The organism is Stenotrophomonas sp. CC22-02 (assembly GCF_004365115.1).
Classification (GTDB): Bacteria; Pseudomonadota; Gammaproteobacteria; order Xanthomonadales; family Xanthomonadaceae; genus Stenotrophomonas; species Stenotrophomonas forensis.
Genome location: NZ_SOCO01000001.1, coordinates 3,716,591 through 3,730,619, shown reverse-complemented (window position 1 = coordinate 3,730,619; position 14,029 = coordinate 3,716,591). Strand labels below are relative to the sequence as shown.

The following is a 14,029-nucleotide window of genomic DNA, read 5'->3' as shown; positions in this document are numbered from 1 at the left end:
CCCATACCGACTACGGCCCTGCTGGCCGTGGCCCGGGAGCGTTTTGCCCGCCGATCCACCATTTGCGCCGCACCCTGCCAGGAGAGAACCCCGATGTTGCCCGCACGCCACCACCGCCCCCCCTGTCGCTCGATCGCTCCGCTGACGCTGGCCATTGCCGGCGTGCTGCTCTCGGTCGCCGTTCCTGCCGTTGCACAAGAGAGCAAGGACAAGGCCACCGACCTGGCCCGCATCGAGGTGACCGGCTCCAACATCCGCCGCACCGACGTTGAAACCGCATCGCCGGTGCAGGTGATCAGCAAGCAGGACATCCAGAACATGGGTGCGCGCACGCTGCTGCAGGTGCTCGACAACCTGCCGGCGGCGCGTCCGGCACAGCAGGACGCGCGTTCGCTGTTCACCGGTTCCGACGGTGCTTCGCAGGCCAACCTGCGCGGGCTGGGTGCACAGGGCACGCTGGTGCTGCTGAACGGTCGTCGCCTGTCGTACTACGGTGCACCGGCCGGCTTCCAGACCCAGTTCGTCAACATCGATGCGATTCCGGCCGCGGCCATCGAGCGCATGGAAGTGCTGACCGACGGCGCCTCGGCGGTGTACGGCACCGACGCGGTGGCCGGCGTGATCAACGTGATCACCAAGCGCAACTTCCAGGGTGCCGAAGTCAGCTTCACCAACGACACCTCCTCGCGCATCGACTCCTACGGCGAACGCCAGGCCAGCATCACCGCCGGCTTCGGCGACCTGGCCGAGAACCGCTTCAACATCTACGGCGCGGTGAACATGTACCGCCGCGACGCGATTCCGCTGAGCGACTTCTACGACAAGCGGCCCGACCAGTACTACGTCAACAACCCGAACTACCTCAACAACCTGCGCCTGGGCGTGGGCAGCAAGCCGGGCGAGTTCAACCCGGGCAGCTACTTCGCGTTTGACCCGGTCACCGGCCGCCGCGTGCAGGAGGCGGCACCGGGCTGCAAGAACGTGCTGACCAGTGAAGCGGCCGGCCCGCGTTGCGTCTGGGAAACCTGGATGAACAACGAGATCGATGCCGGCGCCAAGTCCGAGCGCAACACCGCCTACCTCAACGGCACCTTCCTGGTGGGCGACAGCACCGAGATCTTCGCCGAGGCGACGTACACCGACATCGACCTGCGCGCCAACGGTGGCACCCCGCGCACCTACGGCACCACCACCGGCAACCCGACCAGCTGGTTCTCGCGCAACACCGGCAACAACGTCAACCAGTTCCTGTATCCGTTCCTGGGCCCGAACAACGAGTACAACCACGCCAGCCCGGAAATGAAGGCGATGATGGGCGGCGTGGTCGGCCTGCAATACCTGCTGCAGGATGCCGGCGCCAACTACTTCGGCCAGCGCAACACCGACAAGAGCTATCGCGTGCTGGCCGGCGCGCGCGGCAACGTGGGCGACTGGAACTGGGAAACCGCGTTCGCCAGCGCCGGTACCCACTCCACCACCTACCAGACCATCAACGTCAATACCAAGGGCTTCGAGAAGGCCTTCGGCCCGTACACGATCGATCCGGGCACCGGCCGCGTGATCATTTCCGATCATCCGGCCTACAAGTTCGGCGAGATCAGCGAAGCCAACGCCGCACTCATCCGTGAAGCCTTCCCGACCTTCGACATCCAGTCGTGGACCCGCCTGCATACCCTGGACGGCAAGATCGAAGGCCCGCTGTTCCAGCTGCCGGCCGGCGAAATGCGTGCAGCGTTCGGCTTCAACGCCAGCCGCGAAACCTTCTACACCCCGGGCAACGCCGATGCGGCCAACGGCCTGATCACCCAGCAGGGCGGCTCGTGGTTCGATGGCAAGCGCAACACCTATGCGCTGTTCGCTGAGACCGTGGCGCCGATCACCGACAAGCTGGAGCTGGATGCGGCGGTGCGCGTGGACAAGTACCCGAACTTCAGTGCCAACATCGCACCGAAGATCGGCTTCAAGTACCAGGCCTTCGACCAGCTGATGCTGCGTGGTACCTACTCCACCGGCTTCCGCGCACCGAGCTTGGCCGAGTCCGGCAACGGCGGCGTATTCGCACAGCTGGGCGGCTTCCGCGACGAGCTGCGCTGCAACGAGACCAACGCCATCGCCAACCTGCTGCTGAAGTCGCAGCGGCCGGGCGATGTCGACCTCGGCAAGACCCTGCTGAACGTCGATTGCAACCGTACCGTGGCGCGCATGACCCAGCCGAACAAGGACCTGAAGCCGGAGAAGGCAAAGATCGCCACCCTCGGCTTCGTCTACGAGCCGGCCAGCTGGCTGTCGGTGTCGGCCGACTACTGGTTCATCTACCGCAACAACGAGATCGTTGCGCCGGACTACCGCCGCATGGAAGACATCATCTCGATGTCGCGTTCGCCCATCACCGACAGCGACCGGGCCAACCTGGCGCAGCTGGCGGCGATGTGCGCCGATCCGGCCAGCGGCGTGAGCTGCCCGGCGAACCTGCCGGGCTACTCGGCGGGCAACGTGGCCAGCGTGGTCGGCCAGTACAAGAACCGTGGCAAGACCCTGATCGACGGCTTCGACATCGATGCCCGCAGCCGCTTCTCGCTGGGTGACTGGGGCAACCTGAACATCGGCCTGGCCGCCACCATCGCCAACCGCAACCGCTTCTACATGGATGCGGAGAACGGCTGGTACTACGGCGATGTGGTGGGCTACTACAACAACCCGCGCCTGCGTGCCACGCTCAATGCCGACTGGACCTACAAGCAGGTCACCACCAGCATGTTCGTCAACTATGTGGGCGGCACCAAGTGGGCCACCGACCAGGTCGACGAAGCGAGCAACAACAAGGAAACCTGCACCGGCGGTTACCTGGCCCTGCAGAAGAGCAAGTGTGACGGTGCACCGTCGTGGTGGACCGCCAACATGAGCGTCACCTGGCGCCCGGATGATGCCTGGAACCTGAGCTTCACCGTCAAGAACCTGTTCAACCGCCTGCCATTCTACGACCCGAACAGCTTCCTGGGTGACTCCAGTGACTACGCGACCATCTTCGGTCGTGGTTACAGTGTGACCATCGGCTACCGGTTCAAGTAATTCCGTTTGCGTGACCTGGCGTGCCGGCTGTGGCCGGCACGCTGCCCAGAGGAGAGATGTTTGCCATGAAGCGTAGGGAATTCATCGCGGCCAGCGCCGCTGTCGCCGCCAGCAGCCTGCTGCCGCAGACCCCGGCATGGGCACGCGGGCGCAAGGTGCGCCTGGCCATGATCGGCACCGGCATGCGTGGCCTGGTGCTGCTGAAGGAACTGGTGCGCCGCGACGATGTCGAGGTGGTCGCGCTGTGCGACATCGAGCCGATCATGCTCGGCCGCGCCGTGGACATGGTCAGCAAGGCCGGCAAGCCGGCGCCGAAGACCTATGGCCAGGACCGTGACACCAACGCCTGGAAGCGCCTGCTGGAACAGAAGGGCATCGATGGCGTGATCATCGCCACGCCGTGGGAATACCACGCGCCGATGGCAATTGCCGCGATGCAGGCCGGCGTGGCCGTGGGCTGCGAAGTGGTGGCCGGCATCACCCTGCAGGACCACTGGGACGTGCTGAAGACCCAGCTGAGCACCGGTACCCCGTACATGCTGCTGGAGAATGTCTGCTACCGCCGCGACGTGATGGCCGCACTGCAGATGGTGCGCCAGGGCCTGTTCGGCGAACTGGTGCACCTGCAGGCCGGCTACCAGCACGACCTGCGCGGCGTGAAGTTCAACTCCGGCGATCCGAACCAGCCGTACGACAGCGGCGTGGAATTCGGCCCCAAGGGCTGGAGCGAAGCGCGCTGGCGCACCGAGCATTCGGTCGAGCGCAACGGCGAGCTGTACCCCAGCCACGGCATCGGCCCATGTGCGATGTATACCGGCATCAACCGCGGCAACCGCTTCACCCACATCAATGCGTTCGCGACCAAGGCGCGCGGCCTGCATGACTACACCGTGGCCAAGAGTGGCGGCACCACTCATCCCAGCACCAAGGTCAAGTTCAAGCTGGGTGACATTGTGACCACCACGCTGGCCTGCGAGAATGGCGAGACCATCCTGCTGCAGCACGACACCTCGTTGCCGCGCCCGTACTCGATGGGCTTCCGCGTGCAGGGCACCAAGGGCCTGTGGATGGACGTCAACCATTCGATCCATATCGAAGGCCGCAGCCCGCCGCACCAGTGGGAAGAGTTCAAGAAGTACCAGGACGAGTACGAACACCCGCTGTGGAAGCAGAACGCGGACACCGCCGCCAGCGCCGGCCACGGTGGCATGGACTGGTTTGTCATCCATGCCTTCGTGGAAGCCCTGAAGGCCAAGGCACCGATGCCGATCGACATCTACGACGCGGTGACCTGGAGCGCGATCACGCCGTTGAGCGAGCAGTCGATCGCCAACAGCTTCCAGACGCTGGAGTTCCCGGACTTCACCGCCGGCGCGTGGAAGCAGCGCAAGCCGATCTTCGCGTTCGACGGGAAGTACTGAGTTCTGCCCCTTTCATGCGGTGACAGCAACGCCGGGCATTGCCCGGCGTTGCTGTTCGGCTTAACGGGTCGACTTGATCTGTGCCAGTCGTCCGCCAGATGCTCTCGCGTGCGGCACGCGGAACATGGCGCCGGGTTGAACCAGTTGCGCTTGTTGCATCATTTTGGGCCACCACTCGAGCAGGCGTGCTGCACGATCATAGTGGCTGAGCGTGCTCCATCCCTTGGCCAGTACGAAAACCGTTAAACCGAGCCGTGCGATAGCCTCACGTTCGGCAGGTTTGCGCTGATGATGGTCCTGAGTGACGTGAACGCGGATACCGCGATGAATTGCGGCATCGAACAACTCGAGGTCGGTAGTGCCGGGCTTCACGAACTCTCTTACGTGAACAACCTCGTGATCATCACTGCGCGCAATGGCGTCGATGGCCCGGGCGAGCGCAGGCGGCAGATTCTCGTCGATCTGCGCCTTCAAGGCGTTTCTCGGCCTTCAAACTGCAGTGCTTTCCTGACTGCAGCAAGAGGCAGATCATACAGGCGTGCGACCCGCCGCTCGTCGCCGCCTTCGGTTTGCAGCGCTTCAACAATGGCAATCGTGGGAACGCCTGACTCGGAGAGAATGGGCTGGCCGAAACTTCGCTTCGGATCAAACACCACCGCCCTTGATCCCCTCATGGGGAACCATCGTTCTGCGCGATCATCGATACCCAACTCGATTCCATCGCGCAAGGAGGGAGCGATGACCTTGCGCATGACGTCCTGTCGCTTCACGACGTCAACCAACGCTTCATCGCCGCTCTCGTCCAGAAGCTCCATGAAGATGCGACGACCATCGGTCTTGAAGGTTGTACTGGTGAAGGGATAGTCCTTGCCCAGCCTCTCCCGTAGTTCGGTGATGGTCAGCCGGATCAGATTAAGTGGTACGCCACACGCAACAAACGTACGTATGAAGCGGAGTTCGATGAGGTCGCGGAAGCCGATCCCATCAATGTCCGACCCCGCCCACTGCGACGACCACAGTGGCGGGTGCGCCTGGACATTACCGTGATAACGGCTTTCGTATCCCTTGACCCAGCGCCTGAGTTCGGACGGTTTGCCACCAATGAAGCGCGCAGCATCGGCGTATGAGTACAGGCCGAGGCCAAGGCTGTCCGAAGCTGGCAGGGCGATTCCCATGGGGCTGAGTCTACCCAATGTAGGAGGAACAACGAATTCGGCTCTTCATCTTGTGCCAAGCAGGTCTCATTCACTGAGACAGATGGCACGCCATCACTTGTCCTCGCCATTTGCAGACGGGTCAAATCTGTCAAAAAACGTAAAGATGGCGCGCCCGGAGGGATTCGAACCCCCGACCAATGGCTTCGGAAGCCACTACTCTATCCGGCTGAGCTACGGGCGCGTTGTAGAACCGCCGCGCCGCCGACCAGTGCCGGGGCGGGCATCGCAGCGCCATGAAGCGGTGCGGGACCGGCATTCTATCCAGTTTCGCCGAACAAATCTCCCCCCACGGGCAAAGCCCTGCCAGAGGGGCAGGAGTATCCTATCGGCATGGCTGATACCCCCCTCACTTCGCCGCAGTCGTCGGCGACGCCGCGTTGGCGGCATTACTGGAGTCTGATGCGCGCTGATCGCCCGATCGGCACGCTGCTGCTGCTGTGGCCCACCTGGTGGGCGCTGTGGCTGGCCGCCGGCGGCCTGCCGCCGTTGTGGACGCTGTTCGTGTTCACCGCCGGCGTGTGGTTGACCCGCTCGGCCGGCTGCGTCATCAACGACTACGCCGACCGCTGGCTCGACCCGCACGTGGAGCGCACCAAGGCGCGTCCGCTGGCCACCGGCGCCATCAGTGGCCGCGCTGCGCTGGCGTTGTTCGCGGTGCTGATGCTGGTGGCGTTCGGCCTGGTGCTGACCCTGAACGGGCTGACCATCGGCCTGAGCTTCATCGGCGTGTTCCTGGCCGCCAGCTACCCCTACCTGAAGCGCTACACCCATCTGCCGCAGGTCTACCTGGGCATGTCGTTCGGCTGGGGCATCCCGATGGCATTCGCTGCCGTGCAGGGCGAGGTGCCGATGCTGGGCTGGCTGCTGTACGCCGGCAACATCCTGTGGTCCACCGCCTACGACACCTGGTACGCCATGGTCGACCGCGAGGACGACCTGAAGATGGGTTCGCACTCCACCGCGATCCTGTTCGGTGATCTCGACCTGGTCATCCAGGGCGTGCTGTATGCGCTGTTCCTGGCCACCATGGCGCTGGTCGGCGTGCGCGGCGGGCTGGGCGGGTACTACCTGGCCGGCGTGGCCGTGGCCACCGCGCTGGTGGTGTACGAGTTCTGGATCTGCCGCAACCGCGAACGCGGCCCGTGCTTCAAGGCGTTCCTGCACAACAACTGGGTCGGTGCCGCGCTGTTTGCCGGCATCGCAGTCGATCTGGCCCTGCGCTGACCCCTGGGTGAGGTAGCGCCGGCCGCTGGCCGGCTGTGCACGTGTGCGATCCCGAGGTTGCCGGCCAGCGGCCGGCACTACCAGCCTCCGCCACCTACGACCAATAGGTGGCTGACAGCCTGCACCCCACCGCCCAGAATCGAGCGATCGAACCTGGGAGGGTGGATGATGGCTTCGACGGCAGCAGTACAGGACGGCTGGATGGCGCGCGCAGCATTGCGCTCGGCCGCCTGGGCGGAAAAGTGGTTCCCCGATGCGTATGTGTTCGCGGTGCTGGGCGTGGTCATCGTCGCGCTGGCCGCGATGGGCTTCGGCTCGACCCCCCAGGCTACCGCCAGCGCCTTCGGTGACGGCTTCTGGAGCCTGATTCCCTTCACCATGCAGATGGCCTTCGTGGTCATCGGTGGCTATGCCGTGGCCACTGCACCGGTGGTCGCGCGCTTCATCGACTTCCTCGCCCGGGTGCCACGCACCGGCCGCGGTGCGGTGGTGTACGTGGGCCTGGTCAGCATGCTGGCCTCGCTGCTCAGCTGGGGTTTCTCACTGGTGTTCGGCGGCCTGCTGGTGCGGGCGCTGGCGCGCCGTACCGAGCTGCGCATGGACTACCGCGCGGCCGGTGCGTCGGCCTATCTCGGCCTGGGTGCGGTGTGGGCGATGGGGTTGAGTTCGTCGGCCGCGCAGCTGCAGGCCAACCCGGCCAGCATGCCGCCGGGGCTGGTGGAGATCACCGGCGTATTGCCGTTCACCGAAACCATCTTCCTGTGGCAGTCGATCGCGCTGACCGCGGTACTGATCCTGGTCTCGCTGCTGATTGCCTGGCTGACCGCACCCGCCGCCGGCAGCGCCCGCACTGCCGAGGAGTTCCCTGGCGCCGCGCAGGCCGAGCCGGAGCCGCTGCAGCGACGCACGCGCCCGGGCGAATGGCTGGAGTATAGCCCGCTGCTGACCGTGCTGCTCTCGCTGCTGGCGTTCGGCTGGCTGTTCAACGAGTTCGCCAACAAGCCGGTGGTCACCGCCATCGCCAACCTCAATACCTACAACTTCCTGTTCATTTCTCTGGGCCTGCTGCTGCACTGGCGGCCGCGCAGCTTCCTCAACGCCGTGGCCAAGGCGGTACCGAGCACCACCGGCGTGCTGATCCAGTTCCCGCTGTACGGTGGCATCGCGATGATCCTCACCCACGCTGCCGGTGGCGATGGGCAGACGTTGGCGCACCGGTTGTCGAGCCTGTTCGTGCACGTGGCCAGTACCGATTCGTTCGCGCTGGTGATGGGCGTCTACTCGGCGGTGCTGGGCTTCTTCGTGCCGTCCGGTGGCGGCAAGTGGATCATCGAGGCGCCGTACGTGATGCAGGCCGCCAACGAACTGAAGGCGCACCTGGGCTGGGCGGTGCAGGTCTACAACGCGGCCGAAGCGCTGCCGAACCTGATCAACCCGTTCTGGATGCTGCCGCTGCTGGGCGTGCTGGGCCTGAAAGCGCGCGATATCGTGGGCTTCACCTTCATCCAGCTGCTGGTGCATATCCCGCTGGTGCTGGGCCTGCTGTGGCTGCTGGGCATGACCCTGGCGTATGTGCCGCCGGTGATGCCTTGAATCCAGCGCGGGTGTCCCTGCAGCAGGGCACACCCGCCACGTTCAGCGCGCGTTTCCGGCCGCGGCAGCCATGAATGCGCGTTGCCCCGACGCTGGCATGAGCACATGCCGAACCCGCATGAATCCTTCATGGGCTTGTGCTGCAAGGGCCTTGGCGTGTTCATTCACGCGCGTACACACAGATGTAGCCGCCCACGCACGCGTGATTAACCAATCGCTGCAGACGATGGCCCCGTCCACCGCATTTCGCGCGTGGCTTTCGGAGAACGGACATGGCACAGCAGAACCAGAACCCGAACCAGAAGCAGCCGGGTCAGCAGAACCAGCAGGATCAGCAGGATCAGCAGCAGGGCCGTCGTGACCAGCAGCAGCAACAGCAGCAACAGGATCAGCAGCGCAAAGAGCGCAACCAGCAGCAGGGCGGCCACGACGAAGAAGAATGACCACGCGCGGTACGCGGCGTGACCGGTGAAGCCCCGCCTCGTGCGGGGCTTCGCTTATTCCAGCACGCCGATACGCTGCAGCACCGGCGCGGCCGACATGTCGTTGGGGTTGGTGCCGGGCTGATCCTGCGGAACCTCCATGCCCATGCCGTGGTACAGGTCGACCCAGTGCTGGGCGATCTGCCCGGTCTGCGGATTGCGGAAGTTCATCGGCTGCAGCGCGAACACATGGTGTGCGCGGAAGGCGCGCTCGATGAAGTCCGAGCAGTAGTAGCTGTCCTCGTTCAACACGTATGACGTGTTGTACGGCTTGCCGAGCATGGTGCGTGCGGTGGCGACCGCATCCTTGACGGTCGCCTGCTGCGGCGCACGCAGTCGATAGACCACGATCTGCCGATGCTTGGCACGCGCGTCCTGGCGGAACGCGGACAGCGACTGCCGGCGCGATCCCTTCTCGTCGGCGTGCAGTACCTCCCACCCTTTCGGCGCGGAAGCGACCAGCGCGACGTGATCGAAGCTGGGCGCGCCCTGCTTGCCGGTGGCATCGTCGATGGCCGCGCTGAGGCCGCTGCGGCCGGCGGTCACGAACAGCAGGTCGCCTTCGCGGACATCGACGGCCATTGCCACGGCCGGCCACAGGGCGGGCAGCAGCAGGCCGATCAGGAGCAGTAAGCGATGCATGGAATTCTCGGACGGGCGGAATACGGGAAGTGTAGGGGGCGCGGTAGCATGGGGCGACCCAACCGGATTCAGGATGAGCCCATGCGTCGATACCGTTCTGCCGCAGTGCTGACGTTGGCCTGTGGCGTGGCCCTGGTTGCCTGCACGCCCGAGCCGCCGCCAACGCCCACGGAAACCGCACCGGCCGCGCCCGCGCCGACATCCACGGCCGCAGCGGTTCAGTCGACGCCGGCCAGTGCTGAATGCCCTTATCCGCAGTTCGATGCGTTCCTGAAGCACTTCGGCAACGAGATCGCGCTGCAGGAAAAGGCCACCGCCGATCCGCTGCTGGACAGCTACATCGATGCCGAGGCCGAGCCGGAACCGCGCAAGGTCGAAAGCCGCCTGGCACTGGCCGACGTCGAGTGGCCGGTGATGCCTGATCCCGCCGCGCTGGCAGGGCAGGGGCGCGAAATGCAGGTCAGTGTGCTGGCCGATGGGCAGCGCCAGGTGCAGATCCGCACGCCGGACAGCAGCGACCAGCAGACCTACACCTTCGCGCAGGCGCCGTGCTGGACGCTGGTCAAGCGCGAGGACGAGTCGATCTGAAGGACGCCTGATCCGGCACAGGCGCGGGGCGGCAGCGGCTGCTAGGCTCAAGGCCTGGTCCAGGCAGGGAGACGCCGATGCAGGCTCGCAGGATGCGCACTATCACCGCCGCCATGGCTGCCGCGCTGGCGATGGCCCCTGTTGCCGGTATCCGGGCGGAATCGCTGCAGGCCGACGATCGTGCCTACTTCGCCGATGCGGCGGCCGAGCAGCGCGCGCGTGATGCGCTGGAAAAGCAGCTGGAGGCCCTGCAGCACGCGGCCGGCCTTGCGCCCGCGCAACGTTTCCAGCAGGCCGAGGCCATGCAGGCACAGTGCCTGCGCCATCATGCCTACTTGCACCTGCAGGCCGCCCGCAACGCGCGCGACCACCGACCGGCACAGGCGCTGGACCAGGTGATGGGGCTGTGCAGCCGCATCGCCCGAACTGCTCGCGCTGCACTGCGTGAGGCGCCCGTTGACGCCGAGTGGACAGCACCGTATGCGTTCCTGCGCGCGCGTGCACTGAAGGAAGCCGCCGTCCCGGCCGATGCCGCGCTGGATGAGGCGGTGGACGCCCTGGCGGATCCGGCGCTGGACAGCTTCGCGCGCCTGCGCGGGCAGATCCTGCGCAGCGCCGAATACCCGCAGATCGAGCGCGATGGACGGCACTGGGATACCGGGCACGACAAGCAGGCCCTGGCCCGGCATCCGGATCGCGCGTTGCGCGAGGCGGGCTGGAAGGGCTACTGGCAAGGTCTTCAATCACGCCGGGAGCCGATGGCCTCGGTACTGCTGGGGCTGGTGCAGGTGAACGATGCCGCCGCACGCCTGCAGGGCGATGGCTCTGCCCCGGCGCGTGGCTACCAGCGCATGGGCCTGGATACATCGGCGGTGGATGCGACGTTGCTGGCAATCGAACATCATGCTGGCGATCGGCGTGGCTACCAGAACATGCTGCTGCGCCACGCCGCGCGCTCGGGCATCGATGCGCCGCAGCTCTGGGATACCACGGTGCCCGATGCCGGATACACCCCGCCGGTGCTGGCGCTGCCGCAGCTGCGCGACACCGCCGCCGATGCCATGCAGCATCTGGGCCCGGCGTATGTTGGCGAGCTGCGCGCGCTGCTCGATCCGGCCAACCGGCGCATGGACCTGGCCACCGAGCGCGGTGACCGCAGCCTGGATGCCTTCCCGGTGAGCGCACCTGGCGCACCGGCAATGCTGTTCGTCGGCGTGCGCAGCGGCGAGCTGGAGAGCGATGTCGAGATCGCGCACGAAGCCGGTCACGCGCTGCATGGCGAGTGGATGCAGCGTGGCCATGCGTCGCCGCTGCAGCGCAATGGCAGCCCCTGGCTGACCGAGGCGTTCGCCATCTACAACGAACTGCGCTTCCGCGACCAGCTGTACCAGCAGGCGCAGGACCCGCGGGCCAAGGCCTACTACCTGAAGTCGTTGCTGGACGACATGGTGCTGCAGCTGTTCACCTCGTCCGAGGAAGCGCAGCTGGAGCAGTCGATCTACCGGGGCGTGGCCGATAACACGCTGGGTACCGCCGATGACCTGGATGCGCTGACCGGCCAGGTGCTGGCGCGCTTCGGCCAGGATCCGGAGCACTATCCGCAGCTGCGCAACAGCTGGATCGGCAAGCGCCTGATGTATGACGACCCGAACTATCTGGTGAACTACCTGTATGCAGGGCTGTTGGCCGTGCAGCTCTACGTGCAGGACCAGCGCGACCCGGAGCGGTTCCGCCAGCGCTATCTGGCCGTGCTGGGCGAAGGCTTTGATCGCGCGCCGAACGAGCAGGTGGCACAGCTGCTGGGGCAGGCGCCGGATTGGCCGGCGCTGGTCGATGCGGATCTGCAGGTGTTCAATCAGATGGCTGCCCAGCTGCAGGCCTTGCACGCGGGGATCGAAGCGGGGCAGGGCACGCGCACACACGAGTGAGCGTCGTGCCTGAAAGCCGTTTCAGACCGATACGACCTGCCAGCCCAGGGCGTCGTCGTGCAGTTCGCCGACGCCGGCCACGTCGCCCACCCGCAGCAGCAGCCCGTGCGCGTTGGGCAGGTCCTTCTGCTCGGGGAACCAGCGGCGATCGGCCGCCACCACGATCAGCAGGCCCTCGTCGTCGCCCATCGGCGCAAACTGCGGCGACGGCGGGCTGATCGGCTGCAGGCCGAACCGCTGGCTGGCCTGTTCGCGCACGCTGTCCACATCGTGGCTGGGCAGGCCGACTTCGCTGAGGCAGGTCAGCTCGCCGCCGTGGAAAGCGCCTTCGCGCGTGCTGGCCGGCAGGCGGCGGCGCCCGATCAGCTCCAGGATCAGGCCATCGGGGCCGGTGAAATAGACTGACTGCGACTGCCAGCTGCTTTCCAGAGCAAAGTAGTCCAGCCCCGCTGGATTGCGCTGCAAGGGGGTGCGCTCGCGCAGCCAGGCCATCGCCTCGCCGAAGCGGTTGTCCGGCACGTTGAAGGCCAGGTGCACGCCGCCGACCGGATGATCAGCGGCGGGCTGCAGTTCGATCGTGCTCCAGCCGACGTGCACGTGGTTGCCGACCACGCGCTGCTGCAGAACGTCGTGGAAGTACGCGGCGACGGTGGCCACGTTGGACACCGGCAGGGTCAGGTGGAGCAGGCGCATGATCGATCCTCCGTGGAGCGCATGCGCCGAGTTTAATCCTGCGGGAATTGCGCACGCGTCACCGTAGATGCAACGGTTCGTTATCGTGCGGCTCACGCAGCGCAGCGTCGAAGAACCCTATCGCTGCATCCACCGTCCGCCGGTGGGTTCCCGCCCTTGACGTCGCAGCGGTGCACAGGTCCGGTAGCCGCTGCACGCCGGCAGCCGTACAGGTGGACAGGAAATCGTAGTGGCCGACATCCGCCAGGCGCAGCAACGTCGCACCCGGAATCAATGCCTGTGCAGCTTCGCCATTGCTCGTCGGCGGGGCAACCTTGTCAGCGTCGCCCAGCACGATCGACACCGGCAGCTGCAACGAGGACAGCTGCCCGGGCGCGAACGCCTGCACGATCGCCGGCGCCAGCAGGAACACCGCGCGCACGCCGGGAATGGCGCGCGTGTCGTCAGAGTGGGAGATCCAGGGGGCCAGTGCAGGTGAGGCCGCGGCGGCCAGGCGCGCTTCCATGGTGTGCGTGGCGGCCTCCTGCTGCGGCCGGCAGACGCCGTCATCCGGACGAGCACGGCAGAACGCCAGCAGCCGTTGCAGGTCGGGTCGTGCACCGGCGGCCAGCAGCGCGGTGTAGCCACCGGCCGAGAACCCGACCACGCCCAAGCGGCTGTGATCGACGTGTGCGCCGAGCACCGGATCGGCCTGTACCGCCGCCAGCGCGGCGCGCAGATCATCCGCGCGCAGCCAGCTGAGCACGCTGCCCGGCAGGGTCATCGCGTCTGCGCCGTTGTTGCCGGGATGATCGACCGCGATCACCAGATACCCGGCGCGCGCCAGCGCCGTGCCCAGCCAGCCCATCATGCGCGCGCTGCCGCCATTTCCATGCGAGAGCAGCAGGGTGGGCAGACGCTTGCCTGCGACCGGTGCATCCAGCGCTGCACGTCCGACGTCGAACAGGGGTGCATCGGGTGGGCCGATGGTCAGCGCGGTTTCGCGGCTGCCGGCCTGTGCCGGATACCAGACCGTGTAGCGCAGCGCGTCGCGGTGCTGCACATCGCGCACCGCGGCGCTGTCCACCGTCGTGGTGCCGTGGCGTTCGCCGGCCAACCCGGTTTCGTCGGCGGCGGCGACGGTCGCCAGGCCCGTCAGGATCATTCCCAGCACAGCGGCCATCATGCGCATC

12 protein-coding genes and 1 tRNA gene are annotated in these 14,029 nt (G+C 66.2%); 6 read left to right on the top strand and 7 right to left on the bottom strand.

From position 1 onward, the window contains the following. The first annotated feature begins 93 nt into the window (after nt 1-93). A complete protein-coding gene (locus N440_RS17080; protein ID WP_133935832.1) occupies nt 94-3,069 on the top strand; it encodes a TonB-dependent receptor in 2,976 nt (991 codons plus the stop codon). Nucleotides 3,070-3,134: 65 nt separating this feature from the next. Continuing rightward, nucleotides 3,135-4,490: a Gfo/Idh/MocA family oxidoreductase gene (locus N440_RS17075; protein ID WP_133935831.1), complete on the top strand. Its 1,356-nt coding sequence runs from the start codon at nt 3,135-3,137 to the stop codon at nt 4,488-4,490. A 60-nt stretch (nt 4,491-4,550) separates the two neighbouring features. On the opposite strand, the gene N440_RS17070 is transcribed toward N440_RS17075, so the two are convergent. From N440_RS17070 to N440_RS17060, 3 genes are all read right to left on the bottom strand, one after another. Further along, nucleotides 4,551-4,964: a DUF5615 family PIN-like protein gene (locus tag N440_RS17070; protein WP_133935830.1), complete on the bottom strand. Its 414-nt coding sequence runs from the start codon at nt 4,962-4,964 to the stop codon at nt 4,551-4,553. Further along, nucleotides 4,961-5,665, bottom strand: a complete 705-nt coding sequence (locus N440_RS17065) for a DUF433 domain-containing protein (RefSeq protein WP_133935829.1) — start codon at nt 5,663-5,665, stop codon at nt 4,961-4,963. The genes N440_RS17070 and N440_RS17065 overlap by 4 nt, the downstream gene beginning before the upstream one ends. Nucleotides 5,666-5,811: 146 nt before the next feature. Continuing rightward, nucleotides 5,812-5,888 (bottom strand) — tRNA-Arg (locus tag N440_RS17060). A 149-nt stretch (nt 5,889-6,037) separates the two neighbouring features. Between N440_RS17060 and ubiA the strand changes: the two genes are divergently transcribed. After that, complete coding sequence (gene ubiA / locus N440_RS17055) at nt 6,038-6,931, top strand: 4-hydroxybenzoate octaprenyltransferase (protein WP_133935828.1); 894 nt, start codon at nt 6,038-6,040, stop codon at nt 6,929-6,931. Nucleotides 6,932-7,099: 168 nt separating this feature from the next. Then, complete coding sequence (locus N440_RS17050; RefSeq protein WP_180869447.1) at nt 7,100-8,524, top strand: TIGR00366 family protein; 1,425 nt, start codon at nt 7,100-7,102, stop codon at nt 8,522-8,524. 206 nt (nt 8,525-8,730) lie between these two features. Here N440_RS17050 and N440_RS20385 read toward each other — a convergent pair whose 3' ends face one another. Then, nucleotides 8,731-8,952 carry a hypothetical protein gene (locus N440_RS20385; RefSeq protein WP_166671570.1) on the bottom strand — a complete coding sequence of 74 codons (222 nt, stop codon included), beginning with the start codon at nt 8,950-8,952 and terminating at the stop codon, nt 8,731-8,733. Between the two features lie 69 nt (nt 8,953-9,021). Continuing rightward, a complete protein-coding gene (locus N440_RS17045; RefSeq protein ID WP_133935827.1) occupies nt 9,022-9,648 on the bottom strand; it encodes a YiiX/YebB-like N1pC/P60 family cysteine hydrolase in 627 nt (208 codons plus the stop codon). Nucleotides 9,649-9,729: 81 nt separating this feature from the next. Between N440_RS17045 and N440_RS17040 the strand changes: the two genes are divergently transcribed. Together N440_RS17040 and N440_RS17035 are read left to right on the top strand one after the other, a co-directional pair. Continuing rightward, on the top strand, nt 9,730-10,236 hold the full coding sequence (locus N440_RS17040; protein ID WP_133935826.1) for a hypothetical protein: 507 nt from the start codon (nt 9,730-9,732) through the stop codon (nt 10,234-10,236). 77 nt (nt 10,237-10,313) lie between these two features. Beyond that, nucleotides 10,314-12,164, top strand: coding sequence for a M3 family metallopeptidase (locus N440_RS17035; protein WP_133935825.1), 1,851 nt, complete (start codon nt 10,314-10,316; stop codon nt 12,162-12,164). A gap of 21 nt (nt 12,165-12,185) precedes the next feature. On the opposite strand, the gene N440_RS17030 is transcribed toward N440_RS17035, so the two are convergent. Further along, nucleotides 12,186-12,857, bottom strand: a complete 672-nt coding sequence (locus N440_RS17030; RefSeq protein ID WP_133935824.1) for a VOC family protein — start codon at nt 12,855-12,857, stop codon at nt 12,186-12,188. Nucleotides 12,858-12,915: 58 nt separating this feature from the next. Continuing rightward, nucleotides 12,916-14,028 carry an alpha/beta fold hydrolase gene (locus N440_RS17025; RefSeq protein ID WP_133935823.1) on the bottom strand — a complete coding sequence of 371 codons (1,113 nt, stop codon included), beginning with the start codon at nt 14,026-14,028 and terminating at the stop codon, nt 12,916-12,918. Nucleotide 14,029 lies beyond the last annotated feature (1 nt).

Coding starts and splice junctions, on each gene's coding strand:
- N440_RS17080 (WP_133935832.1), top strand. CDS start 94: ATGTTGCCCGCACGCCACCACCGCCCCCCCTGTCGCTCGATCGCTCCG.
- N440_RS17075 (WP_133935831.1), top strand. CDS start 3,135: ATGAAGCGTAGGGAATTCATCGCGGCCAGCGCCGCTGTCGCCGCCAGC.
- N440_RS17065 (WP_133935829.1), bottom strand. CDS start 5,665: ATGGGAATCGCCCTGCCAGCTTCGGACAGCCTTGGCCTCGGCCTGTAC.
- ubiA (WP_133935828.1), top strand. CDS start 6,038: ATGGCTGATACCCCCCTCACTTCGCCGCAGTCGTCGGCGACGCCGCGT.
- N440_RS17050 (WP_180869447.1), top strand. CDS start 7,100: ATGGCTTCGACGGCAGCAGTACAGGACGGCTGGATGGCGCGCGCAGCA.
- N440_RS17045 (WP_133935827.1), bottom strand. CDS start 9,648: ATGCATCGCTTACTGCTCCTGATCGGCCTGCTGCTGCCCGCCCTGTGG.
- N440_RS17040 (WP_133935826.1), top strand. CDS start 9,730: ATGCGTCGATACCGTTCTGCCGCAGTGCTGACGTTGGCCTGTGGCGTG.
- N440_RS17035 (WP_133935825.1), top strand. CDS start 10,314: ATGCAGGCTCGCAGGATGCGCACTATCACCGCCGCCATGGCTGCCGCG.
- N440_RS17030 (WP_133935824.1), bottom strand. CDS start 12,857: ATGCGCCTGCTCCACCTGACCCTGCCGGTGTCCAACGTGGCCACCGTC.
- N440_RS17025 (WP_133935823.1), bottom strand. CDS start 14,028: ATGCGCATGATGGCCGCTGTGCTGGGAATGATCCTGACGGGCCTGGCG.